Genomic DNA, 25,491 nt, shown 5'->3' on the forward strand with positions numbered 1-25,491 from the left:
ATTGGTCTCGATTCGTGCCTTGCACCCAGCAGTTCCAGAAGCGTTGTGCCTTCCGGTACTTTAAGGAAGTCGTGCATCGTTGCTCCTCCCATGCTTGGACTTGGCGGCGGATAAAACAGGGGGCGGATTTTGTTTGACCGCAGCGGAATTGCCGAGAGCCGCGTTTGCGGAAAAGCCGTTGCGATAGTTGGATAGCGTTCTCATTTCTTCCCCTTTTCCGCTCCGGCAAGCGGCCGGGCCATGATCCAGGCCTGTATATCTTCACTACGCCAGCCACTGGCCGATGCTGACAGCTTGATTCGGGCTGGAAACAGGCCGAGAGCTTCCAGCCGATAAATTGAAGAACGCGACAGGCCGGTGAGCTGGATTACTTTGCTCATTCTGAAAATCGCGTGTATAGGGGAAATTGCTGAGGTATTTTCCATGATTCTCCTTCACTGTTTTGAATGAAACCCAATGCGACGCAATGGTGTGAAGGCGAATGTACAGATGTGCATTCACGGTTTAGCGGAAGCCGTGAATGGCGGATGCTAAATAAATTTCGCTTTTATTGGCTTCTCCTTCATAAACACGCGAAACTTATTTCTTACTTCAGATTTGGGAACCGAAAAGCATTTAGTGCTTGCCTGATAATAAAGGGCCTCATCGTCAATTTTTTCAAGTTTTAGCCAAGCAATCGCCAAGGTGGGTTTGTCACACTCGGCTTTTATCTGGTCCCAGACCAGGTTAAACTCCACTGGAAGTGCCAGGGATGACCACAGTACTCGGAGATATTTGTCTAAATCGCCTGTTTTGTAGTATGGAAACTTGTTGCGGACAGTAAGTCTGTTTATTAACTTCTCTTTGCCGCTCATTCGGTAGTGAAGCTCATCCCCATCCGTCTCCTGCAATACCAACGATGACGTTTTGACTGTTGCCTCAGAGCACTCCCTCTCGATTGCTTTCCAGAATGAGTCGAAGTCTAGCGACGTACCATGTTGGAAATACAGTTTCTGATACAGATTCCTTAAGTGGTGATGTATGAGACCGTATGCGCCGGCAGTTCTCCCTGACGTGAACAAGGATTCGCGACCCCTTAATGTTTCCAAGGAAGCGGCGTAAAATCGCGTCAGCTGAAGTTTTAAGTCACTTATGCACCCATGAACCCATTTTTTATCCCCGTGGGATTGCTGAAGGATGAGCGCCAGATATAGGGCTTCACCGCAGGCCAGTAGAGCAGGATCATATGCTTTGAAAGGTTCGCCCTTTGTATAACCATTGTTGTCTCTGGGCGCTCTCCAGCACCCTTCCCGCAAGTCGTTTAAGCGCCACCACATTTCGTCGGAATCTGCTAACGCCTGCTGTAATAGCACATCGTTTTCTGCCGTCCAGTCTTCTGGTTGCCAAAATCTCTCATATTCAAGGAAAGCTTTCCGTAATCTGGTAATTAGAAAAGTTAAGGGGTCAGCAGCAAAAAAATCCCACAGCTTGTCCGCTTTATCGTCCCACTCTCGGTCAGGGGCGTCCAGGCTTGAGAGGTTTTGACCCATCTGATCAAGCAACTCGATTACGTGATCCAACTCGAACATCTCTTCGAATATGAGAATTTCTCGTTCGCGCGGATACCTATCAGGTAAGGTTTTCTTTTTAGTAGCGCGGCTAACCATACGCGACCTTTCCATCCAAAAAGTCTTAGTGGCCCCAAACCTTCACGGCAGCTAATTCCGTTGCCGCCATTTTAGTTTAACGCACGGGTGGAGCCACGCCGAACGCAAGGACCGAATCGGCATGCTTTACCCGGATTTAAAGTGGATCTAGCGTTTGAAGGATTACCGAAGGCGGTCAGGCAATTTGATCTGCGCGTCTTGTCGGTGACAGCTAGTCACGATCACAGGTGCTAAACGGAGTGGTAAAGCGCTTTGGCGGGCTATTGCCGCACTTGCAGGAGATACTCGGAACTACGGCACCCTTTCGTTTCTCACTGAGAAAAGGTTCGGTGATCCACGGAGTAAGCTTGCTTCGCGTTTCGTAGGAACCTTGCACTTGCAGGATGTACTATCTCAGAAAAAAAATCTGCATGACGACCTACGCCATTAAAAGTAGAGTGCACGAAACCGTCAGGTTTATGATGTAGGTAAAGATGTATGTAGTAACGGAAGATATTTGACTTTACGTTACTAATCAATATCTTAAAATTAGTATTGGCGGAGAGAGAGGGATTCGAACCCTCGATAAGCCTTTTGAGCCTATACTCCCTTAGCAGGGGAGCGCCTTCGACCACTCGGCCATCTCTCCACGAAGCCGCATTAGGATAGCGGTTTAAACCTTCCTGGTCAAACAACCGAAACCAGGTTTTGCAACGGATCCTGTACGTTCCCATTGCCTGCACTGCGGTGTCACGACATCTGATCCAGTTCAAATATTTTATGCAACACGCGCACAGCGAGTTCCATGTACTTTTCATCAACGACCACGGAAATCTTTATTTCTGAGGTCGAGATCATCTGAATATTGATGCCTTCTTCGGCCAGGGCGCGAAACATTCTGCTGGCGATGCCCACATGAGAACGCATGCCAACGCCCACAATGGAGACTTTGGCGATCCTGTCGCCTCCGATCACCCCGCGCGCACCGATGTGCGGCTGCACCTGATTCTTCAGGATATCTACTGTTCTGGTGAAATCGCTACGATTTACGGTGAACGAAAAATCGGTCATGCCATCATGGCCGACGTTCTGGATGATCATATCCACATCAATATTGGCATCGGCCACCGGACCAAGAATTTGATAAGCGATACCGGGGCGATCCGGAACGCCCTGTACAGTGATCTTGGCTTCATCACGATTGAATGCGATACCCGATATAATCGCATGCTCCATGTTTTCTTCTTCCTCGAAAGTAATCAGGGTGCCCTCGCCCTCTTCCTCGAAACTGGACAATACCCTTAATTTAACCTTGTATTTACCGGCAAATTCCACTGAGCGAATTTGCAGTACCTTTGAACCGAGGCTGGCCATTTCGAGCATTTCCTCGAAAGTAATGGTCCTGAGTTTGCGCGCTTCAGGCACGATTCGAGGGTCGGTGGTATAAACGCCATCCACGTCGGTATAGATTTGACATTCGTCCGCCTTGAGCGCTGCTGCTAACGCGACCGCAGTGGTATCCGATCCGCCTCGACCTAGTGTGGTAATGCTGCCCGCCTCGTCCACTCCCTGAAATCCTGCCACGGCCACAACGTATCCGGCGTCGAGATCCGCGCGGATTTTATCTTCGTCGATTTTAAGAATGCGCGCCTTGGTATGGGCATTGTCGGTCAGTATACGAACCTGTGACCCGGTATAGCTCTTCGCCTGGACGCCGAGATCCATGAGGGCCATCGACAACAACGCCACGGAGACCTGCTCACCGGTCGATACCATGACATCCAGTTCCCTTGGATGGGGATTCGCCTGAAATTCCCTGGCGAGGGCAATAAGGCGATTGGTCTCCCCGCTCATGGCAGAAACCACTACTACGATCTGATGGCCGCGAGACTGAAATTTGGCGATACGGCGCGCGACATTTTTTATCCGCTCCGTGCTTCCAACCGATGTGCCGCCGTATTTTTGAACAATAAGTGTCACGATTGCCAACAATTCGACATTGAGAAAAAAGATACCGTCGCAAGCATTATGTCAGATCAATTCAACGTACCGCCAACGCAAGTATTGAGTCTAGTTGAACCGAATACAGGTATCTCGATCGGGAATTTTACCTGATTACCGAAAATAAAACTGGCAAACATCTCTGGTATCCTCTAGCTGAGCGCAACCAGACGGAGTCTGAGCAGCTAAACGGAACTTGTTCATTTTCGTGACGCTTCTCACAGGGCCTCGTACGACTGCTCCGTTCGCTGCATTTTAAACACAGCTGGAACAAGGGGTTGTGCACACTTTTCCGCAGCCGGTCTTTTGCCAGCTTGCCACGACGCGCGGTGGAAAACGAGGATTATTCCTGCTCCAGTGCCCCAACCGCCCGGTCCTGGCAACCACCTTATGTGAGTTTATTTCCAGCTCCAGTAAATATGCAATACGATAAATGCGACAGCCGAAAAATGTTGAAATAAGCAAAGTGAATGTAGTTAATACTTGCACAGAATAAAAAAACAAATTAAATTTATGAATGTACAATAATCCCTCAACATAACCTGTAGAGAGCTGGCTTATGAAACTCTTCGAAGAAATATCCAATCCCCGTGAAATCCGTCGCAAATTGGGTCTTAATCAGCATGACTTCTGGAGCAAGGTCGGCGTCACGCAAAGTGGCGGCTCCCGTTATGAAAGTGGACGAAATATGCCACGGCCTGTAAGGGAGCTGGTGCGGCTTGTGCATATCGAACACATCGATCTTGGCAAGATCAAGAAGGATGATTTGGCTGTGGCAGCGCTACTGAAAAGCCAGAATCCGGATTTGTACAAGAGTCTGAAGAAAGCCGCCAAAGCGAAATAAGGCGAGAACGTCGGCTAAGCCAGACTCACCGCATGGTAAACCTGACCTCCGAGTTGCTTTAGCTCATCTCAACTGAGCAGGAGAAAGTATCGCCGAAGGCTTTAATCTCGGGGTGGGACGGTGGGCCGTTTCTCTGGAAATATGGCGCAACTGTTAAAGAGACAAATCGAAAAGTCCCGTTCACGGAAAATCTCCGTCAGTCTTGACTCACTCTCGGCAGTCGTTTCGCAAAAGCTTTACCAGCAGCTGCAACTCAGGCATTTAGCTTGACATCAATGCCCAGCGCCTGAATCCTTGCTGAAAACGTTTCCATCCACACTTGACTGACTTTAGTAAGCCGGGGCGCCTCCGGTTGCATGGAGGGACGGGCAAGGCCATAAAGCAGCACGCCTTTCAGTTGTCCGCCCTCTATCAGGAAGTCCTCGATAAAGTTGAGATAGGCCTCCGACTCCCCGGTCGAAGGTGGAATGCCGTCGATCCGAAACACGCAGGTTTGCAGCCAGGTGGGACACAATGTCGTTGCCAACCGCAGGTTTTGGCGCATTCGCTGCAAGCTCATCCTTGTATTATTGATGAGCTGCCGCCCCCCGCGAGTAACGCTGTCAAGTTTGAACCAGACCTCGCCGTTGAGCTGCGCCATCGCGCTCAACCCCGTCTGCACGTCCAGTCGATCGATCAGGCTGCCGTTAGTGATCAGCACCAGTTTAAGATTACTGGGTAAATCGTAATCAGCTTTTACGCGCCCAATCAACGCGATCACCTGTGCGAATTCCCGCGCGCTGGTAGGCTCGCCGTTACCGGATAAGGCGATATCATTGATGCGCCGCGCTTCCGGGATGACTTGTGTCAACATGAAGTCGCCGTGCAGGATTTCATGCAGGAATGCCCGCAACTCCGTTTCAAGTGCGGTGAGATCAATTTGTGGCGCTGCGCCGCGTTTGAGATCGGGAACCTGGCAATAAACACAGCGCCAGTTGCAGGCATTATTGGGATTCAGATTGATGCCTATCGACACCCCGCCAGAGCGCCGCGAAACTACCGGATAAACGTAAGTAAGACCCGCAATGTCGCGGCTGTGGTCAGCGATATGCAATAGTTTAGAGGTGCGCTGCAATGTTACAATTCCCTAATGTTAATTACACGCAGGCTGGAATTCGACGCTGGCCACCGCATCCCCGCGCACCAAAGCAAATGCCGACACCTGCACGGGCACCGATACGCTATCGAAGTAACCTTGTCGGGCCTCATTATTACTGAGGCAGGCGCTGCCGAGCAAGGGATGGTAATGGATTATTCCGAAGTAAAACGTATCGCCAATGTTGCCTTGGTGGATTTGTGGGATCATGCATTCCTGGTTTATCGCCAGGATGTCGAAGTTTTACAATTCCTTCAATCTCTCGATGATCACAAAACAGTCGTGCTGGACAGCCCACCCACAGCTGAAAATCTCGCGCTTACCGCATTTCGGATACTAGACGTCGCCTACCAGGATACTTACGGCAATCACCTGAGGCTGGAGCAGGTACGCCTGTTTGAAACGCCTAATTGCTGGGCGGATGCGGTACGCGGTAAATTTTAACCGGTTTATTTTTACCGGTTTGACCTTGGGGTAACCAGCTGGTTCCGTGAATCATGCGATCCGATGTGCGCTATCCGCCCAAGCTGTCACACATGAGGACAACCAAGTGGCTTTTTTGATCGCACTTAAAACTGCCCTTATGCGCCTTGGTTGTAAAAGTCCCCTCGACAAAGCCAGTGCCCAACCGCCCCGCTGGACACTTACAACCAATGCGGGCAACCCTCCTCGATCACGCGCCTGGCTTCCAACGGCCAATTAATTTCGTTGTTTTCCGCGATTTTTGTTAACATGAACCGAATTCCACAACCTACCAACGTCCATGCTAAATCAACCCGTTCCCGATTTTGAGGTTCCATCGACCAGCAACAAAATCTTCCGCTTGTCCGCAGCCTCAGAGAAAAATTTGGTAATTTATTTTTATCCCAAAGATAACACCCCCGGTTGCACAATCGAGGGGCAGGAGTTTCGCGACGCATATGATGACTTTGCAAAACTTGGTTGCGATATTGTTGGCATCTCGCGCGACAGCATCAAATCGCATGACGGGTTCAAAATCAAAATGGACTTCCCCTTTGAGCTGTTGAGCGACTCGGACGAATCCGTCTGCAAACTGTTCAATGTCATCAAGATGAAAAATATGTACGGTAAACAGGTACGTGGAATCGAGCGTAGCACCTTCGTGCTGGATGGGAGGCAAATACTGCGCAGGGAATGGCGGGGAGTCAAGGTAGCCGGTCACGTTCAGGAGGTGCTGGAATTCGTCAAGACACTGCCGAGGGAGAGTCATGAGCCCTAGAAAAACAGCCTCCTCTCCGACTTCGTCCATTACTCCCGTCACTCGGCTACATGCCAACCCCAAGCTTTTCGTGCTGGACAGCAATGTGCTGATGCATGATCCCACCAGTCTGTTCCGCTTCCAGGAGCATGACATCTACATCACGATGATGACCCTCGAGGAGCTCGACAATAACAAGAAGGGCATGTCCGAAGTGGCTCGTAATGCGCGACAAACCAGCCGTTTTCTAGATGAGATCGTGAACAGCGCTATCACCGATATCGACGAAGGTATCCCTCTGCAACCGCACGGCAGCAAGAGCGCCACCGGGAGGCTGTTTCTTCAGACCCAGGCGATTAGCAGCGTCCTGCCCATGCGCCTGGCAAGCGGCAGCGCTGACAATCAGATTATCGGTGTCGTAAAATTTTTGCACGAAACCTATCAGAACCGCACGGTGGTCCTGGTTTCCAAGGACATCAACATGCGCATCAAGTCGCGCGCATTGGGACTGGCTGCGGAAGACTACTTCAACGACAAGGTCCTCGAAGACACTGATCTCCTTTTTTCCGGAATACAAGAGCTACCAGGCGACTTCTGGGATAAGCACGGCAAGGATATGGAATCATGGCAGCAGGGCGGTCAGACGTTCTATCGCGTCAATGGACCGCTATGCGCGGATTTCATGATCAATCAGTTCGTCTATCTGGAACATGACAAGCCGTTCTATGCCCTCGTCAAGGAGCGTAACGGCCGGACCGCTGTTCTGCAAACCCTTAAAGACTACGGTCATCAAAAAAATAACGTTTGGGGGATCACGGCGCGTAACCGCGAGCAAAATTTCGCGCTCAACTTGCTGATGAATCCGGAGATCGATTTTGTCACTCTGCTGGGGCAGGCCGGCACGGGCAAGACGCTGCTTACCTTGGCGGCCGGGCTGATGCAGACATTGGAGCACAAGATTTATTCGGAAATAATTATGACTCGAGTCACGGTGCCGGTAGGAGAAGACATCGGCTTTCTACCCGGCACGGAAGAAGAAAAGATGACACCGTGGATGGGCGCGGTGGAAGACAATCTTGACGTGCTCAACAAAACAGACAGCAGTGCGGGAGAATGGGGACGCGCAGCCACCCTTGATCTGATTCGCTCGCGCATCAAGATAAAATCGCTCAATTTCATGCGCGGGCGCACGTTTATAAATAAGTTCCTCATCATCGACGAGGCCCAGAATTTAACTCCCAAGCAGATGAAAACCCTCATTACCCGGGCGGGACCCGCTACCAAAGTCATCTGCCTGGGCAATATTGCCCAAATAGACACACCATATTTGTCCGAGGGCAGTTCAGGACTGACCTACGTCGTAGACCGGTTCAAGGGGTGGAACCACAGCGGACACGTGACATTGCAACGCGGCGAGCGCTCGCGACTGGCCGATTATGCGGCGGAGGTGTTATAGGCGGGCCAGAGCTCCAGTTGGTATGGAGAACCGGGCGCCATTCCGACTAATAATGTCCTGATTTAGCGTAGCTTTCAAAGCGAGTGTATTCGCCAAGAAAGGTCAGGTCTACCTTGCCTATCGGCCCATTACGCTGCTTGCCAATGATGATCTCGGCAATCCCCTTATCCTGTGTCTCCGGGTTGTAGACCTCATCCCGATAGATAAAAAGAATCAGGTCCGCATCCTGTTCTATTGCGCCTGACTCACGCAAATCGGACATGACCGGCCGCTTGTTCGGGCGCTGTTCCAGGCTACGGTTCAATTGCGACAATGCGACCACAGGCACATTCAGTTCTTTTGCCAGCGCCTTTAGCGAACGCGAAATTTCTGAAATCTCAGTAGCGCGATTCTCTCCGTGGCTGGTAGAAGACATGAGCTGCAGATAATCCACGACGATTAATCCCAATTCCCCCTGCTGGCGATGAAGTCTTCGCGCCCGCGCTCGCAATTCCAGTGCGTTCAATGCAGCGCTCTCGTCAATGAAGAGGGGCGCATCACTCAGCTTCCCGAGCGCATGGGTCAACTTCGACCAATCCTCGTCCTCTAAACGCCCGGTACGCACCTTGTGCTGATCGAGACGCCCTACCGAGCCAAGCATCCGCATTGCCAGTTGAGCGCCGCCCATTTCCATGCTGAACACCGCGACGGCTTTTCCCAGCATGAGCGCCACATGCTCTGCAATATTGAGGGCAAAAGCTGTTTTTCCCATAGACGGACGACCAGCTACAATAACCAGGTCGCCCGGCTGCAAGCCGGAGGTTTTCTGGTCGAGGTCGTGGAAGCCGGTCGCGATGCCAGTCACGTCACTGGGAGTATCCTGGTTGTAAAGTGTCTCGATCCGCTCTACGACCTGCTTGAGAAGGGGCTGAATATCGATGAATCCCTGCTTGCCGCGCGCCCCTGACTCCGCAATCTCAAACACCTTCGCTTCGGCTTCATCCAGCAGGTTGGCTGCCGAACGCCCCGACGGGCTATAAGCAGAGTCGGAGATTTCGGATCCGACTTGCGCGAGTTTGCGCATCACCGACCGCTCCCGCACGATCTCGGCGTAACGCCGGATGTTGGCTGCGGATGGGGTGTTTTGAACAATTATGCCGACATACGCCAGTCCACCTACATTTTGCAGTTCCGCTGACATTTCAAGCGACTCGGCAACTGTCACCACGTCTGCCGGTTTGCTATGCTCAACCAGCTTGCAAATGTGCCGGTAAATGAGGCGATGATCCTGCCGATAAAAATCATCCTCCGTAAGAACATCGGCCACCCTATCCCATGCATGGTTATCGAGCATCAGTCCGCCCAGGACGGACTGCTCCGCTTCCACCGAATGGGGAGGCATTTTGTAGGATTCGAGCAATTGATCGCTGGCGGGCGAGGTGAGGAATTGAGCCATGAGATCAGGTAAACGTGCTGGTATCGAAAGGTTCTACCATCCGTCTGACAGCCACGGCGGCGGCAATATGAAAACAAAAAAGGGCTGCAGACAGCCCCCGACGAATCGCCGAACCCACCTCGCGGGTCGGCGATTCCTGCTAGCAGAATGCGAAAGTCTCAGGAAGTAGGTTCGCCCAGCACAGAGACAACGATATGCGCGATTACGTCGCTATGCAACGCGATCGCTACCGGATGGTCTCCAATCTGCTTTAAAGACCCCTGCGGCATACGTATCATTGCACGCTCAATCTCAAAGCCCTGAGCTTTAAGTACTTCCTCGATATCGGCGTTGGTAACCGAACCAAACAGCTTGCCGTCCACGCCAGCTTTTCGGGAAATCTGCACCATGAGGCCCTCCAGCTTGGCCGCGTACGCCTGCGCAGCAGCCAATATTTCCGCCTGGGTTTTTTCCAATTCCGCGCGCCGCGCCTCGAACTCGGCGATGGCGGTTGAAGTTGCCCGCCTGGCCTTGCCCTGCGGAATGAGAAAATTTCGTGCATACCCGTTTTTTACTTTGACGACATCGCCCAGCTGACCCAGGTTGACCACCTTCTCCATCAGAATGATCTGCATGTTATCCGCTCCTTAGTGCAAGTCAGTGTAAGGAAGCAATGCAAGAAAGCGTGCACGCTCCACGGCAATACCCAACTGGCGCTGATAACGCGACTTGGTACCGGTAATGCGGGCAGGAATAATCCTGCCATTTTCATTGATGAAATCTTTCAACAAGTCGACGTCCTTGTAATCAACCGTCTGGATGCCCTCAGCGGTAAAGCGGCAGAATTTTCTGCGCTTAAACAGCGGACGGCTTGCTTTTTTATCCTTATCCTTGTCCTTGCCATCTTTACGTTTTGTCGTAAACCGAGCCATGATTTTTCCTGTTTCTCTCGAATATGATTAAATTAAATAAAATCGATTTTGCTCGCATGCAACACCAGCTGCAAGCTCATGCGGCTTTTTTTTGCCAGAAAACCGGCGACCTTCACCATGGTTCCAGGTGTGATCGCCGCCACGGTCTCTAACGATTGCGCCAGCGCCACGACGGGAATTTCGCATTCCACCTTGCGCGGCTTACCCGCCTCAATTTGACGTGAGGCGTGGCCGATCTTGAATTCCGTCACCGCTATCCCCGCTGGTGTATAGCGCAAGCTGCCAGTTTCGATGACCCTGCCGCAAATGACCGTCTGGTTACAGTGCAATTAGTGCCGGACTATGTCGCGAGCGTGGTCTCTTTGGCGTCCTCCGCAGGAGCGGCGGCCGGCCTCGGCTTTTCTTCGCGCATCATGGGCGAGGGTGCTGTGATCGGCCCATCCATCTTAATCGTAAGATGACGCAGTATCGCGTCGTTGAACTTGAATGAATGATCCAGTTCGTCCAGCGTTTCCTGATCGCATTCGATATTCATCAGCACATAATGCGCTTTATGAACCTTCTGGATCAGGTAGCTGAGCTGGCGGCGTCCCCAGTCTTCGAGGCGATGAACGCTGCCATTTCTGGCGATGACGATGCCGCGGTATCGCTCGACCATCGCGGGCACCTGCTCGCTCTGGTCGGGATGAACAATGAAAACGATTTCATAATGGCGCATATATTCTCCTTACGGGAAAAGCCTCCCGTCATGCGGGAACGGTGAGGCAAGGGTTAAACCCAGGCCCAGCATTGGCCGCTCATTCTCAGCTTGGCGGTACGACCCGACATTTAGTCGGCCGCGTCACCTTTTGCTTTTCGAGTGAGCTTACTGCAACTACCGGATTAGGTTGAAGAGGCGGGTACTATACTGAACCAGCAAGGAAATATCAATCGAAAAGCGCTTGCATGAAGGCCAGGCTGCACGATAAAAGGGAAATCTATCAACCCTTGCTGCGCTGTCGGCGCGTCTCAAACAAACAGATGCCAGCGCTGACCGAAACGTTGAGGCTCTCCACGCTACCCAGCATGGGGATGGAAACAAGCCGGTCACAAGTTTCCCGCGTCAGGCGCCGCATCCCTTTCCCTTCGGCGCCCAGAACCCACGCGATGGGCCCATCCAGCTCGACAGTATTGAGGTCGCTGTCCACGTCAGCCGTGGCGCCGACTATCGAAATACCGCGCTGCTTCAATCCCCGCAACGTACGCGCAAGATTGGTAACGGAAATATAGGGAACGGCATCCGCTGCTCCGCTCGCGACCTTAAATACCGTGGCCGTTAGCCCGACCGCACGATCCTTGGGCGCGATCACCGCGTGGACACCAAACGCGTCCGAAACGCGCAGGCAGGCACCCAGATTATGCGGGTCCTGTATCCCGTCGAGCACCAGCAGAAGCGCGGGCTCAGCAAGCGTATCGAGCACGTCTTCGACATCGATGTGGCTGCGCGTGGGGTCTATCGACGCTGCTACACCCTGATGGCGGACGCCTTGGGCCATTCCTGCCAGTCTGCTGCTATCGCACGATATTAGTTTGATGCCGCTATTCTCGGCGAGCAGCGCCAGATCGCGAGCGCGCGGGTCGCGCCGACTACTGTCAAGAAAAATTTCCTTGACGCTGGCGGGATTCTGCCGCACCCGGCTCGTAATCGCGTGGAAACCGAACATCAGACGATTGGTGGACATCGGCGAACTGGGTCATTAAAGATTAGTAGCGGACGAGCGCAAGCTTCTGTTCATGGCCGCAAAGCGGCTCGATTTAAGCTCATGAATCGCAATTGTTAGTCAAAACAAAATCAATCTTGCTCGTTTCCAGATCCACCCTTGCCACTTCGACTCTAAGCCGGTCCCCAAGGCGGTAGCGCTTGCCGGTGCGCTCTCCCAGCAACATGTGCTTACCGGGATCGAAATGAAAATAATCGCTGGGCAACTCTGAAATATGCACCAACCCTTCCACATAAATGCCGTCAAGCGCTACGAAAAGCCCGAAGCCAGTGACCCCGCTGATGACGCCATCAAAACATTCGCCGACTTTATCCTGCATGTAAAAACACTTGAGCCATGACTCCACATCGCGGCTGGCATCATCGGCGCGCCGCTCGGTTAGCGAGCAATGCTCGCCCAATTCATGCCAGTTGCCGGGAGTATAGACAGTTCCGTTCAGCACTGCCTTGATGGCACGATGCACCAGGAGGTCGGGATAACGCCGGATCGGCGATGTGAAGTGGGTATAGGATTCATAGGCGAGCCCAAAGTGACCTACGTTATCCGGACTGTAAACCGCTTGACGTAACGACCGCAGCATTACTGTTTGCAAGAGCTGCGCATCGGGCCTGTCCTTGATCTTGGTTAAAGTTTTTGCATAATCCTTGGCCTGGGGTTCGTCGCCACCCCTCAGCTGCACCCCGAATTCCTTAAGAAAGTCGCGCAGGGCCACCAGCTTTTCCGGTGTGGGACCTTCATGGATGCGGTAGAGGGTCGGCTGTTTGTGCTTTTGCAAAAAATCGGAAGCGCATACGTTTGCCGCGAGCATGCATTCTTCAATCAGACGATGGGCATCGTTGCGCTTTACCGGGAGAATGCGCTCGATTTTACCTTGGTCATTAAAAACCATCTGAGTTTCGATGGTTTCAAAATCGATTGCGCCCCGCTTCCCGCGCGCCTTCAGTAATATCTTGAATAGCTTATGGAGTAACTGAATATGGGGCAGGAGCTTATTATGCTGCGTGGCATCCTCCCCCTTGGGATCTTCCAGCATCGCCGCCACTTTGGTATAGGTAAGCCGCGCGTGGGAAAACATTACCGCCGGATAAAAACGATACCCACCGAAGTCGCCAAGGGGGTCGATATTCATCTCACACACCATGCATAAACGCTCAACTTGCGGGTTAAGGGAACATAAGCCGTTCGAAAGCACTTCCGGCAGCATCGGGATAACACGTCGCGGGAAGTAAACCGAATTCCCACGATTGAACGCTTCCTGATCGAGCGCGTCGCGTGTTTGCACATAATGACTGACATCCGCGATCGCGACGTACAACTTATATCCCTTTCCGTCGCGTTCGCAATACACTGCGTCGTCAAAGTCGCGAGCAGTTTCACCGTCGATAGTGACCAGAGGCAGATGGCGAAGATCCTCTCGACCTGTCAACTCACCTTCCGTGACCTTGTGGGGAAATTTGTCGGAAAGCTTTTTGACCTGGGTGGGAAACTGGTAAGGCAGATCGTATTTACGCACCGCAATTTCGATCTCCATTCCGGGAGCCGTATACTCACCCAGGACCTCGACAATACGACCGATGGGTTGAGCATGTTTGCTGGGCTGCTGGATGATTTCGACAATCACTACCTGACCTGCCTTGGCTCCCGTAGATTCTTCCGGAGGTATCAGAATATCCTGACTGATACGCTTATTCTCCGCCTCCACGAACAAAATGCCGTGATCGGCGTGCAATCGCCCGACCAATTGCGTCACCGCGCGCTCGAGCACCTCCACAATGGCGGCTTCCCTGCGTCCTCGCCGGTCTACGCCAATCTCGCGCACCATAACCCGGTCCCCGTGCAGCGCCTTATGCATTTCTTTCGCACTTAAAAACAAATCCGGACTCGCATCATCGGGTATCAGGAAGCCAAAACCATCTGCGTGACCCTGTACCCTTCCCTTGATAAGATCGAGCTTCTCGACAACGCAGATGTCTCCCTTGCGGTTACGCATGATCTGACCCTCGCGTAACATTGCGGAAACCCGGCGACCGAATATTTCTTCTTCTTCCTCGATAATTTCGAGAAGGCTGCGCAACGCTTTTTCATTTACCGGAACACCCTGCTCTTCCAGGATTTGCAGCATGAACTCGCGACTCGGCAACGCGTGTCCATAGCGCTCTTTCTCCCGTTGAAGATGAGGGTCCAGCGCACGAAGGTTGCGTCTTTTCTTGATTGACAAAGCAATGGTTTCCTATAAAATTGCGCGTCTGTCCGTGCCTCTGTCCCTCTAGCCGGACAGGTGGAAGCATTGCCCAGATGGCGGAATTGGTAGACGCACTAGGTTCAGGTCCTAGCGGTGGCAACACTGTGGAGGTTCGAGTCCTCTTCTGGGCACCATTCGTTATTTCCCGTCAAATCGCAGCGTCCATCATTCTGGTTAATTAAATCTGCACAGTTTTCGGCAGTTGGACCGCGCGCACCGATCTAATAACCGGATTATAACAGGCGGCACGGGCGTTCCCGTTCGAAACACTAAAGGCGACGCGAGTTGTATTTCAAAAAGCTGCCGAGATCGCACACGCGCGGACACGAATGCATCGTTGTCATTCAGTTCAAAAGGCTGCTCTCAGGGGAAACGACGCCAAAAAGAAGGATTAATCTCCTGAATCAGCCACAGTTACCACTCGCGGTCGCTCGTGTAATAGCTAGCTGTAAAATCTTACAGCTATTCGTAAAACCCAATCCGTTGTCTTATAACGCACTCTTTCACGTAAATCAACGATATTGCGGTTGAAACGGCTCTACGTGTATGCGCCCTCACACAGGAAATGAAATATTAATTTTTTTCGCCTCGTGGCGACGTAGATTCTGAGCCGAAATAAGAATTTTAAAATTTCGAACGTTGGTAATTTCCCTTTCCCGGCAAGCTTGGGTTTGAGCTGCGAAACATGCTGACAGTCTTTTTATACTTAAGGAAGGCAACGTCTTTTCAGAAGGTCATAGTGAAAATAAAGCGCGGCAAATTACTGCCGTTAAAGCCTCAACCTATACGATAGTTTTTGGTTGCAATAGTAACGGCAGAGAGAATTTTTCACGTTCTTTATAAAGGAGTAATGCGATAAACCTGCTGCTTCCACACTTTTGGATAAGCGAAATTGTTTCCCTGCCCGGCGGTTGTGCGTCCGTCTATGGCAGGTTAATAAATCCGCCGCTGTAAGCTTCACCTTAAACAATCACAATCGCTCCTCAGAAGAAAATCTACCGGAATGGATCAGACGGCCTGAATTCAGTGCGGTTTTAAAGGAAGCGATTTCAAAATTTCTTAATTTCAATTAAAGTTATTTTAGCTCATCCAAATGAATGACATTGTGGCTGCCTTCCATGAATACTTCGAAGTGATCCCTGCCAATAGCAAGGAATTGCAGCATGAAGTATTCCGTTTGCGATATCAGGTGTTATGTCTCGAGCAGCGTGTGCCAGGATTCGACGCCTCGCGCTATCCGGACCAGTGCGAACGCGATATTTATGACGACCATTCATCTCATGTGCTTCTTCTGCACCGCCCATCTGGCGGTTTTGTAGGTACAGCACGACTGATACTTTCAGATCCGGCTCATCCGAAAAAATTATTGCCACTCGAACTGCATACCCAGCTTGATCCGCTACTCTTTGATCTCAGCACCTTGCCTCGACAGCATACAGCTGAAGTATCACGCTTACTAATCATGCGGCGGTTCCGTCAGCGGCGGGAAGACAACGGAAATTTTGAACGGAAAATCGTTGTTGAAGAAAGCGGAATCAGGAAACTCCGGCGTTTCCCCCATCCCATGCTGGCGCTTGTGGTTGGCCTCATAAGTATGTCTGCTGAACACAATGTTACCCATTGGGTTTCGATTATGGACCCAGCATTGAATAGGTTATTAGGTCTCTATGGACTTCAACACGACCCTATCGGACCTATAACGGAACATCACGGACAGCGCCGCCCCTATCATGTAGACGTGATGAGCATGCTTGATCGAATGTACGAAACCCACAAACAGATCTGGGAGCTGCTAACCGATTACGGCAGAGTCAGACCTATGGGTGACCCAGCGGCGCCAGGTCCGGCATCCGCTATCCCCGTCCTTTCAAATCACTGAAATGAAAGCGCTGCGCCGACCGATGCGCTGCCCATTCCATCTGACAATCCACGCCTGTCAGCATCTTATCCGCCAGTATCTTATCCGCCGCTCTGCCCCATCCCAGGCTTAGTGGTTACCCCGCATGACTATAGATCGTGATAATTAAAATAAACGTGGCGCGTGTTGTCCTGTTTGCATACCTGCTGAGTGCCTCACTATTCGGGGCAGGCTTTGCCAACGCCACGGAATCTTACGAGGTAATAACCAACGCTACCGTTAGTGAGAAAACGCTGCCCAAGACTTCCCTGCGCGCTATCTTTGGGATGCGGCTTCATACCTGGCCGGACGGCACTGCGATAAGAGTATTTGTGATGCCCGATGATGCTCCACTTCACGCGGCATTTTCGAAGGAAAAGCTGAACGTTTTTCCCTATCAGCTTCGCTCGGCATGGGATCGATTGGTATTTTCCGGTACGGGCCAAGCGCCCGAGACAGTTCATTCACCAGAAGAAATGCTAGCCAAGGTGGCGAGTACGCCTGGAGCGATCGGTTATTTAACTAAATCCAGGATGGATGGTAGAGTCAATGTACTCCAGATCAAATAACCCCATTCGCCACCACGTGACATGGGCTATCAGATTGATAGTCCTGCCGGCCTTACTATGGGGTTGCCCTGCCCAAGCGGACAAGCTGCCTGAACTGCCGAAGCTATCAGAAATAAAGTTGCCTAAGCTGCCCAAGCTGCCCGAGATGCCACCGCTGCCTCACAACCTGCAAATACATGGCTTTGCAAGCCAGGGGTGGCTAATGAGTTCAGGCAACAATAATGTGTTTGGAAAAAGCTCATCCGATAGCGGCAGCTTCGACTTCCGGGAACTGGGCCTGAATGCTTCCATGCGGCCGCTGACCAATCTCCAGTTTTCCGCGCAGATGATGTCACGCACAGCAGGGGAAGGCAGTCCCGGCAACATTCGGCTGGATTATGGGTTCATTGACTATACGTATTTCACGGGCGAAACCAGTAAATTGGGAATACGTCTGGGCAGAATGAAGACCCCTCTTGGCTTATATAATGATACTCGCGACGTCGCGTTTACGCGCCCTAGCATTCTTTTGCCCCAGTCCATCTACTTCGATCGCACTCGCAAGCTTGCGCTTGCCGCGGACGGGGTGCACCTGTACGGCGAATACCGTACCGATTTGGGAGACATCTCGTTCCAGGCCGGGGTAGTACGTCCATTGGTCCGGGGCGCGGAAACAGAAGTGGCCTTGCTCGGTGAAACCTGGGCTCGCTTACCAGGGCACTTTACGCCGAACGTGCTGTATACCAGTCGCGTAATGTACGAACTCGATGAGGGAAGAATTCGCCTTGCATTCAGCGCGTCACAGCTGAACATTAATTACAGCCCCGAAATCGGGAAAGCTGATCTTAGCGCGGGTTCTTTTCAATTCACGCCGCTGATCTTCTCGGCCCAGTATAACGCGGAGCGCTGGAGCCTCACATCCGAATATGCAATCCGCCACCTCGAATTCAAGAATTTCACCAATTCCTTGGTTAAGTCCAGTGGGTTGCTAGATACCCTGAATTACACCGGAGAGAGTTACTATTTCCAGGGGGTCTATCGCTTTACCCCCGCTTGGGAAGCTTTCGCTCGGTATGATGTTTACTATGCAAACAGGGACGACCGTAGCGGAAAAAAATGGGCCGCCACGACTGGTGCTGCCGGGCATAGCCGCTTCGCGAAGGATATCGCAGTGGGTATCCGCTGGAATGTTACCCCGCAGTTCATGCTGCGCGCGGAATATCACCGCGTCGACGGTACGGGCTGGCTCTCGCCTCTCGATAATAGTCAAACTCGTCCGAGTCACCTAGTGCCGCAGCAAGAGTGGGACCTCTTCTCAATTCTCGGTTCCTACCGGTTCTAGCGAGCAGGATGCGACAGAATCTCAACAAAGGCTTGGTTCAGCTGGACGGCACCGTTGGTCTTGGCCGCCGCTTCCTGGGCCTGAAATGGAAGGTGTTGTTGCTAACCAGCCTGATCCTGATCGCCATCGTCGTTTCATTCACGGGCATTACCTACCTGAGCTTGATGGATGATTTTGAAAGCCAGAGAGACGCACAACATCAGCGTTATGCGAGCGAAGTCGAAGGCCTCATAGATCAGGTCGCCAGAAATCTGCATCAACTGGCAGAACTGATTCCTTTTATGGAAGGGATGAGTGCGGATCTGCTTGAGGGCAACGGAACAAGCATTACTGAAACGTTCGACCCGTATTGGGCATTGCTGCAGCTTAGCGAGGGCATAGAACTAATGCGTTTTTATGATAATTCGCATCAGCTGCTGGCTAGCTGGGGTAGTTTCGAAAAGGATACTCAAGAAGGCTTGATGTTGGACTGGGTTCGCGAGGTCAATTCGCGAGAACAGCCGATCAACCCGCTGCGTTGCAAGAAAAACTGCACTCAATTCGCGGTAGCACCCCTGCTGGTTGAGGGAAACAAAGTCGGCGTCGTGGTGATCGGCACTCCACTCGTGGATGCGATTTTGGGCTTCAAGAATATTTCGGGGGCCGACATCGGTCTGCTGATCAAAGAATCGGGCGATTCATCCAGCAGTCACGATTCAAGAATTTCAAAATGGAAGGTGCGCGTCGCCGCACTCACCAGCAGCGAAAAAAATAAGCTGATTCTCAATACGGTCGCGGAGCAATATCCGGATTTCAGTAGCCTTGAAAATGGCGTACAGGGGTTCTGGGGCAATCGCTACCAGCACCTGCAACTGCTCGCTCTGGATAGAATAAATCCCTCGGATAAGGCTCAGTTGATCGTTATCACCGATACCACTTCCACTGTTCGCACCATCCAGAATTCGACGCAGCAGAACATTATCGTGGGCATCGTGGGGCTCGTGCTGTCCGAGATCCTGCTGTTTGTCATCCTCACGAAGCCCCTGTCGCGGCTCAAACACATCGTATTCACGCTGCCGCTGCTAGCCCGAAGCAGCTTCCAGGACTTCCGCGCCTCACTGCGTTACGCAGGCCAGAAACAATGGCTGAAGGATGAAATCGACATGCTCGACGAAACCGCGGTCGCGCTTTCTCATCAGCTTGAAAAACTTGAAGAGCAGGTCGCCGACCGGACCCGTATTCTGGCGCGGAAAATGGATGAATTGAGCAAAGAAAGGGATTTCATTACGAATTTGCTCGATATCGCGCAGGTAATCGTAATGACTCAAAACGCTAATGGACAGATTCTCACGCTGAATGCCCATGGAGAAATGCTTATCCAGTTTTCGGAAGGCGAACTTCAGGGAAAGCCATTCATCGACATGCTGGCCCTGGACGGAGACTCGCAAGATCTGCCTGCGCGTCTTGAGGAGGTGCGTTCCGCGCGGCGCGACCAATTGCGCCATGAAGCCAATATTTTGTGCAAGGATGCATCGCTCCGGCACATCCTGTGGCTGCATTCCCGGCTGACCAGACATGCTGCTGATGACCCCGCGCTGTTATCAGTCGGTCTGGATATGACCGAACACAAGCGTACGCAAGGCAGGCTGGCCTGGCTCGCCGATCACGATCCGTTAACCGATTTGTTCAATCGGCGCCGCTTTCAGGAAGAGCTGGAACAGATGCTGAATCTGGCCGCGCGCTATAAACATTCGGGCGCATTGCTATTCTTCGATCTGGACCAGTTCAAATACATCAACGATACCAGCGGCCATCAGGCCGGCGACGCCCTCCTGAAGATGGTTGCCCGTATGCTGTTGGGCAGTATTCGCAGCGTGGACATACTGGGGCGGCTGGGAGGCGATGAATTTGCGGTAATCCTGCCCCAGACCACCACGGAGGGAGCGATAGAAGTAGCAAAAAACGCGCTTGCCTGCCTGAACCAGGGAAGGATCATGGTGAACGGGCGAACTCATACCGCTTCGGCCAGCGTTGGCATCGCACTTTTCCCCGAGCATGGAAACAATGTTCATGATCTCTTGGCGGCAGCAGATCTGGCCATGTATCAGGCAAAGGAAGCCGGGCGTGGCAGCTGGCATCTGTTTTCCGATGAGGAGAAAACCAGGGAACGCATGCACACCCTGGTTTATTGGAAAGAAAAGATCGAGCATGCCCTTCTGCACGACCGGTTCCTGTTCTATTACCAACCCATCATGCATATCGCGGACAAAACTATCGATCATTACGAAGTGTTGCTGCGTATGCTGGACGATGATGGAACAATACTGGTTCCTCACTTTTTTATACCCGCTGCAGAGCAGACCGGTCTTATTCACGCCATTGATCATATGGTGTTGAGGAAAGCCATCGCGAAATCCGCGGAAATCAGACGCCGGGGTCATTCCATTCGTTTCTCCATAAACTTATCCGCTCATGCATTTCATGATCCCGAACTGTTACCGATCCTGAAGGAAACGTTCGCTCGATATGACGCGGATCCTTCCAGCTTCATGTTCGAGATTACCGAGACGGCGGCGCTGGAAGATCTATCCGCTGCCCGCACGTTGATGGAAACGATCAAAATGCTCGGTTGCAGTTTCACGCTGGATGATTTTGGAGTGGGTTTTTCGTCGTTCTATTACATACGACAACTGCCAATCGACGTGGTAAAGATAGACGGTTCCTTTATCAGAAACCTGGCCGAGAGCCCCGATGACCAGATCCTGGTCAAAGCGTTATGTGAGGTGGCGAGGGGATTCGGGAAGAAAACGACGGCAGAGTTCGTAGAGACGGCAGCGACTCTTGCAGTGCTTGAGAAAATGGAAATCGACTATGCTCAAGGTTTTCTGATCGGGACGCCCGCCCCAGCCCATGAGTCCCCGTTCAAAGACTTCTTGGAGACTTAAAACCTCACAGTTACCGGTGGCCGGGGGCGAGAGTCTTTATTGGAGCACGCATCTCAGGCATAGTTCGGTGTCGGCCGGCTATGCGTGAACGTGAGGTTCACGGCTCATCAGGATCGGTATCGTCCACCGCGTTGCCTGGTTCTACCTTGCCATGCAAAGCCGCAACATCGTGCTGAACGCTTCTTCCGGAAATTTTTGGCGTGGAACACACGACGTCGGCATTTTGTGCACGATGGCGCAGTGCATGATCCATCAGCACCATCGCCAGCATCGCTTCGGCGATCGGGGTAGCGCGGATGCCCACGCAAGGGTCGTGTCTGCCGTGGGTCTTCACTATCACCGGCTGACCAGTCTTATCTATTGAGCGTCTCCCGAGACGGATGCTGGAAGTCGGCTTAATGGCAATATTCACGACGATATCCTGACCGGTCGAAATACCGCCCAATATACCGCCCGCGTTGTTGCTCAGGAATCCCTCCGGCGTCATCTCGTCGGAATGCTCCGTACCTCGCTGAGCCACCGCCGAGAACCCTGCGCCTATTTCTACGCCCTTGACCGCATTGATGCTCATCATCGCATAGGCAATTTCCGCATCCAGCCGATCATATACTGGCTCACCCCACCCAACCGGCACGCCTTCGGCCACCACGCAGATTCTCGCGCCGACCGAGTCGCCGGATTTACGCAGCGAATCCATGAATGCTTCGAGATTCGGGACCAAATCGGGGTCAGCGGCAAAAAATGGATTCTGATCAACGGCGTCCCACTGTTTGAACGGAACTTGCACCGGCCCGAGTTGGGCCATGAAGCCGCGTATTTCCAAACCATATTTCTCACGCAGCCATTTTCGGGCAATGGCGGCAGCCGCTACGCGTACGGCGGTTTCACGCGCGGAAGAGCGGCCACCGCCCCGGTAATCACGTATTCCATATTTTTGCCAGTAGACATAATCCGCGTGTCCGGGCCGAAAAGTGTCCATGATTTTACTGTAATCCTTGCTCCGCTGATCTTCATTACGAATCAGTAGCGCAATGGGTGTTCCCGTAGTCTTTCCCTCAAACACTCCCGAAAGAATTTCCACGGTATCGGACTCCCGCCGCTGGGTCACGTGCCGGGAAGTACCCGGCTTGCGGCGATCCAGATCGCGCTGGATATCTTCAGCGGATAATCCCAGCCCCGGAGGACAGCCATCCACGACACAGCCGATAGCCGGGCCATGGGATTCCCCAAAAGACGTGACGCAAAAAATCTTGCCGAAAGTATTGCCGGACATTTTTGTTGTTCTCGCAAAAACAAGCCTCGAAGTTTAACATATCTCACTTGGTCCACTTTAGGTCCACTATTTAGCCTCATCAACTAAGGCCATGGAAGAACCCGATCCTGACAAATTAAAAGGGCCTGGCGGTTTGACCCTGCGCCAGATTCACGAGCAGGTAAAGCTGAGTACAGCTCGCGACCAGCTGGACCGTACACTGAACAACTCTACTGAAACGGTCGGCCGCTGGCAGCGATTTGTGCGCTACTTCCGGAAAAAACGCTTGATAAAGTCATGAGAGCTGTCGTAATGAACGCGGCGGGTGGTCCGGATGTGCTGACTCCCGCCGATATCCCTGCCCCCGTCCTGACCGGGCCGTACAGTGTGCTGGTGAAGCTGCATGCGGCTGGCGTTAATCCCATCGACACCAAGGTACGGAAAGCTAATATGTACTACCCGGATAAATTGCCTTCAATTCTGGGCTGCGACGGCGCCGGGGTTGTGGAAAGGGTTGGCAGTTCAGTTACGCGCGTGCGGCCTGGAGATGAAGTCTATTTCTTCAACAACGGTTTAGGTGGGCCAGCCGGTGCCTACGCGGAGTATTCGGTGGTGCAGGAAGATTATCTCGCATTCAAACCTAAAAACCTTTCCATGCTCGAAGCTGCCGCTTTACCCGTCCCGGTACTTACAGCCTGGGAAGCACTCGTCAATCGAGGCCATTTGGGTGAAGGAGAATCCACGCTGATTCACGCGGGCGCAGGTGGCGTCGGCCACATCGCAATTCAGCTTGCACATTACCTGAATGCGCCTGTCGCCACGACCATTTCCAGTCCTGAGAAGGCTCGGTTCGCCCAGGCGCTAGGCGCAGAACGGACGATCGACTACACCAGGGAGGATTTCGTCGAAGCGGCAACCAACTGGACGCATGGGGAAGGCGTAAGACTGGTCATGGATACGGTTGGGAGCCAAACCTTTTGCAAGTCGTTTGGCGCAACCCGGCTTTACGGTCGCATGGTAACGCTACTCTCGACAACGTGTGAAATGGCGCACACCAATACCGCGCGGCTCCGCAACCTGAGCATCGGTTATGTGCAAGTCGCGGCTCCGCTTTATTTCGGTCTGCATTCGGCGCGTCTCGTACAGACGCGCATACTTGAACATTGCGCGATCTTATTCGAACAGGGCGCGCTCAAGGTCCACATCAGCGAGGTCCTCCCGCTGGAACAAGCCGCCGATGCGCACCGCATAATCGAGGCGGGTCACGCCATGGGCAAGATTGTGCTGCAAATATCGTAGCAACGACTAGCACATCCTATCGTCCGGGGCTTATTCAGAGTCCTGCAACATTTCAACTCCCCAAGCCACTCCAAACCCTGTGACATCAGTACTCACGGCGCCCAATCCGCCCTTGTTATTGCTGCCGGAGAGATCCATGTGCAACCAGGGAGTATCCCCGACGAATCGGCTCAGGAAGCGCGCAGCGAGAATATGATCCGCCTCGCCCTCCAGGGTGCACTGCTTGACGTCTGCGATCTTGCTTTCCAGCTCTGTTTCGTAATCCGCATCCATAGGAAATGCCCAAATGCGCTCGCCACTTAATCGTCCCGCGGCCAGAGCCCTTTCGGACAGTTCTTCGCGGTTACTGAAAATACCGCTGTAACGTGATCCCAGCGCGACGTGCATGCTTCCGGTCAGCGTGGCGAAATCGAATATCACATCGGGGTTTTGTTTGCCAGCCAACGACAGGGTGTCCGCCAGCACCAGCCGCCCTTCGGCATCGGTATGGACGATCTCGATAGTCGAGCCATTCAGCGCTGTTATGACGTCATTCTGCTTATACGCGCGCGGGCTGATGTGATTTTGGGCAATTGCAAGCCAGCAATCGATATTTACCGGCAGGTCGGCCCGCGTCGCAGCCAGCAATATCCCCACAGCAACAGCGGAACCATTCATGTCCTCGTGCATACCCTGCATGTATCGAGCTGGTTTCAGGTTATGGCCTCCGGTATCAAAACAGATGCCTTTACCCACCAGGGCCACGGTTTTGCGCGAGTTTTCTACCCGTCGCTGCAAATGCACTATCGCGGCGTCCTCCTGGTCGCTGCCTTGGGCCACCGCGACAAAGGCGCCCGCGCCCATCTCGCGCAGTTTTTTCAAATCGAATTCTTCATATTTCCAGTGTTCGGCCTCGGCGAGTTGCTTGAGAAGGTCGCGATACAGCGCTGGGGTCAGCTCGTTAGGCGGGAGCACCGTAAGTTCGCGCGTAAGGAAATTTCCCTCCGCTTTGGCGCGCAGCAGTGCAGGTGCCTCTGCGTGGTATCCGTGCAGGGTGATGTTTCCCAGCGGTTGCTTGTCGGTGTCTTTTTTACCAGTTTTTCGTGAAGGCAAGGGCACGCCGTTGATCCATGCCACGTAGACCGCAAGTTGCGCCAGGGCCGCCTTCTGCTGGTCATTACCATATACGGCCACGTTGATTTCAGCCGGGCTTTCCTCAATTAACAGCTGCACTGCTTTTCGCATTCGCGTCTGCTGCTCGAAGGAAGACTTGCCCAGATCCACTGCTACCCAGACGCATAAAGCGCCGCTCGGGAGGTTTGCGGACACCGGTGTTTCGCCAATTTGGTCAAACTCCATCTTGCGGCGCGACAATAGCGCTTCAAGTACACTATTACCTAAAAAATCCAGGCTTTCTCCCGGCTTGGCCGCTGCCTTACCCGATGCCGCAGGCTGCTGCGGAAGCGCGACCAGGATGTGCGTTGCCTTGATGGATGAACTGATGGGGGAAGCGATTTGCGTCAGCGAAGCGAGCATTGGCGACGGGCCTCAAAAATAAGCTATTATAGCTCGTTGTTCCAAGCTCGATTCTATCCCTTAAAGCGCTTTTGTAGCTTCCTGCC

23 protein-coding genes and 2 tRNA genes are annotated in these 25,491 nt (G+C 52.7%); 11 read left to right on the forward strand and 14 right to left on the reverse strand.

What is annotated here, in order from left to right:
- Positions 1–200 precede the first annotated feature (200 nt).
- From R5L00_RS02965 to R5L00_RS02980, 4 genes are all read right to left on the reverse strand, one after another.
- The gene (locus R5L00_RS02965) at positions 201–380 is read right to left on the reverse strand and encodes a helix-turn-helix transcriptional regulator (RefSeq protein WP_317653297.1); all 180 of its coding nucleotides are present in this window, start codon (positions 378–380) and stop codon (positions 201–203) included.
- 150 nt (positions 381–530) lie between these two features.
- Entirely contained in the window at positions 531–1,646 is a 1,116-nt protein-coding gene (locus R5L00_RS02970; protein ID WP_317653298.1) for a hypothetical protein, read from the reverse strand.
- A gap of 535 nt (positions 1,647–2,181) precedes the next feature.
- Positions 2,182–2,274, reverse strand: a tRNA-Ser gene (locus R5L00_RS02975).
- Positions 2,275–2,375: 101 nt separating this feature from the next.
- A complete protein-coding gene (locus tag R5L00_RS02980; RefSeq protein ID WP_107692335.1) occupies positions 2,376–3,605 on the reverse strand; it encodes an aspartate kinase in 1,230 nt (409 codons plus the stop codon).
- A 580-nt stretch (positions 3,606–4,185) separates the two neighbouring features.
- On the opposite strand from R5L00_RS02980, the gene R5L00_RS02985 reads away from it, so the two are divergent.
- Complete coding sequence (locus R5L00_RS02985) at positions 4,186–4,470, forward strand: helix-turn-helix domain-containing protein (protein WP_107692334.1); 285 nt, start codon at positions 4,186–4,188, stop codon at positions 4,468–4,470.
- A gap of 253 nt (positions 4,471–4,723) precedes the next feature.
- Here the strand turns inward: R5L00_RS02985 and R5L00_RS02990 are convergent, their stop codons facing one another.
- Positions 4,724–5,584, reverse strand: coding sequence for a radical SAM protein (locus R5L00_RS02990; protein ID WP_317653300.1), 861 nt, complete (start codon positions 5,582–5,584; stop codon positions 4,724–4,726).
- Positions 5,585–5,599: 15 nt separating this feature from the next.
- Between R5L00_RS02990 and queD the strand changes: the two genes are divergently transcribed.
- The 3 genes from queD (at position 5,600) to R5L00_RS03005 (ending at position 8,280) form a co-directional block, all read left to right on the forward strand.
- Positions 5,600–6,049 carry a 6-carboxytetrahydropterin synthase QueD gene (queD, locus tag R5L00_RS02995; protein ID WP_107692332.1) on the forward strand — a complete coding sequence of 150 codons (450 nt, stop codon included), beginning with the start codon at positions 5,600–5,602 and terminating at the stop codon, positions 6,047–6,049.
- 319 nt (positions 6,050–6,368) lie between these two features.
- Positions 6,369–6,845, forward strand: a complete 477-nt coding sequence (locus R5L00_RS03000) for a peroxiredoxin (protein ID WP_317653301.1) — start codon at positions 6,369–6,371, stop codon at positions 6,843–6,845.
- Positions 6,835–8,280: a PhoH family protein gene (locus tag R5L00_RS03005; protein WP_107692330.1), complete on the forward strand. Its 1,446-nt coding sequence runs from the start codon at positions 6,835–6,837 to the stop codon at positions 8,278–8,280. The genes R5L00_RS03000 and R5L00_RS03005 overlap by 11 nt, the downstream gene beginning before the upstream one ends.
- A gap of 46 nt (positions 8,281–8,326) precedes the next feature.
- Here R5L00_RS03005 and dnaB read toward each other — a convergent pair whose 3' ends face one another.
- The 7 genes from dnaB to rnr all read right to left on the reverse strand — a co-directional run bounded on the left by dnaB (position 8,327) and on the right by rnr (position 14,604).
- A complete protein-coding gene (dnaB, locus tag R5L00_RS03010) occupies positions 8,327–9,715 on the reverse strand; it encodes a replicative DNA helicase (RefSeq protein ID WP_317653302.1) in 1,389 nt (462 codons plus the stop codon).
- A 158-nt stretch (positions 9,716–9,873) separates the two neighbouring features.
- Positions 9,874–10,329, reverse strand: coding sequence for a 50S ribosomal protein L9 (gene rplI, locus R5L00_RS03015; protein WP_107692328.1), 456 nt, complete (start codon positions 10,327–10,329; stop codon positions 9,874–9,876).
- Between the two features lie 12 nt (positions 10,330–10,341).
- The gene (gene rpsR, locus R5L00_RS03020) at positions 10,342–10,626 is read right to left on the reverse strand and encodes a 30S ribosomal protein S18 (RefSeq protein ID WP_107692327.1); all 285 of its coding nucleotides are present in this window, start codon (positions 10,624–10,626) and stop codon (positions 10,342–10,344) included.
- 32 nt (positions 10,627–10,658) lie between these two features.
- Complete coding sequence (priB, locus tag R5L00_RS03025; RefSeq protein WP_317653303.1) at positions 10,659–10,904, reverse strand: primosomal replication protein N; 246 nt, start codon at positions 10,902–10,904, stop codon at positions 10,659–10,661.
- A 62-nt stretch (positions 10,905–10,966) separates the two neighbouring features.
- Positions 10,967–11,344, reverse strand: a complete 378-nt coding sequence (gene rpsF, locus R5L00_RS03030) for a 30S ribosomal protein S6 (protein ID WP_317653305.1) — start codon at positions 11,342–11,344, stop codon at positions 10,967–10,969.
- Between the two features lie 262 nt (positions 11,345–11,606).
- Positions 11,607–12,347: a 23S rRNA (guanosine(2251)-2'-O)-methyltransferase RlmB gene (gene rlmB, locus R5L00_RS03035; RefSeq protein WP_317653306.1), complete on the reverse strand. Its 741-nt coding sequence runs from the start codon at positions 12,345–12,347 to the stop codon at positions 11,607–11,609.
- A gap of 79 nt (positions 12,348–12,426) precedes the next feature.
- Positions 12,427–14,604, reverse strand: coding sequence for a ribonuclease R (gene rnr / locus R5L00_RS03040; protein WP_317653307.1), 2,178 nt, complete (start codon positions 14,602–14,604; stop codon positions 12,427–12,429).
- A 71-nt stretch (positions 14,605–14,675) separates the two neighbouring features.
- Here rnr and R5L00_RS03045 point away from each other — a divergent pair.
- The 5 genes from R5L00_RS03045 to R5L00_RS03065 all read left to right on the forward strand — a co-directional run bounded on the left by R5L00_RS03045 (position 14,676) and on the right by R5L00_RS03065 (position 21,339).
- Positions 14,676–14,762, forward strand: a tRNA-Leu gene (locus R5L00_RS03045).
- 959 nt (positions 14,763–15,721) lie between these two features.
- Positions 15,722–16,507: a PEP-CTERM/exosortase system-associated acyltransferase gene (locus R5L00_RS03050; protein WP_107692322.1), complete on the forward strand. Its 786-nt coding sequence runs from the start codon at positions 15,722–15,724 to the stop codon at positions 16,505–16,507.
- 137 nt (positions 16,508–16,644) lie between these two features.
- The gene (locus R5L00_RS03055; protein ID WP_317653309.1) at positions 16,645–17,094 is read left to right on the forward strand and encodes a hypothetical protein; all 450 of its coding nucleotides are present in this window, start codon (positions 16,645–16,647) and stop codon (positions 17,092–17,094) included.
- Entirely contained in the window at positions 17,075–18,415 is a 1,341-nt protein-coding gene (locus tag R5L00_RS03060; protein WP_317653310.1) for a porin, read from the forward strand. Before R5L00_RS03055 ends, R5L00_RS03060 begins: the two co-directional genes overlap by 20 nt.
- Before the next feature lie 8 nt (positions 18,416–18,423).
- Positions 18,424–21,339, forward strand: coding sequence for an EAL domain-containing protein (locus tag R5L00_RS03065; RefSeq protein ID WP_317653311.1), 2,916 nt, complete (start codon positions 18,424–18,426; stop codon positions 21,337–21,339).
- Between the two features lie 97 nt (positions 21,340–21,436).
- Here the strand turns inward: R5L00_RS03065 and aroC are convergent, their stop codons facing one another.
- A complete protein-coding gene (gene aroC, locus R5L00_RS03070; RefSeq protein ID WP_317653312.1) occupies positions 21,437–22,612 on the reverse strand; it encodes a chorismate synthase in 1,176 nt (391 codons plus the stop codon).
- A gap of 91 nt (positions 22,613–22,703) precedes the next feature.
- On the opposite strand from aroC, the gene R5L00_RS03075 reads away from it, so the two are divergent.
- Positions 22,704–22,892 carry a hypothetical protein gene (locus tag R5L00_RS03075; protein ID WP_317653313.1) on the forward strand — a complete coding sequence of 63 codons (189 nt, stop codon included), beginning with the start codon at positions 22,704–22,706 and terminating at the stop codon, positions 22,890–22,892.
- The gene (locus tag R5L00_RS03080; RefSeq protein WP_107692318.1) at positions 22,889–23,890 is read left to right on the forward strand and encodes a zinc-dependent alcohol dehydrogenase family protein; all 1,002 of its coding nucleotides are present in this window, start codon (positions 22,889–22,891) and stop codon (positions 23,888–23,890) included. Before R5L00_RS03075 ends, R5L00_RS03080 begins: the two co-directional genes overlap by 4 nt.
- A gap of 30 nt (positions 23,891–23,920) precedes the next feature.
- Here R5L00_RS03080 and R5L00_RS03085 read toward each other — a convergent pair whose 3' ends face one another.
- Complete coding sequence (locus tag R5L00_RS03085; RefSeq protein WP_317653314.1) at positions 23,921–25,405, reverse strand: leucyl aminopeptidase family protein; 1,485 nt, start codon at positions 25,403–25,405, stop codon at positions 23,921–23,923.
- Positions 25,406–25,491: the final 86 nt, after the last annotated feature.

The organism is Nitrosospira sp. Is2, from assembly GCF_033095785.1.
Taxonomy (GTDB): domain Bacteria; phylum Pseudomonadota; class Gammaproteobacteria; order Burkholderiales; family Nitrosomonadaceae; genus Nitrosospira.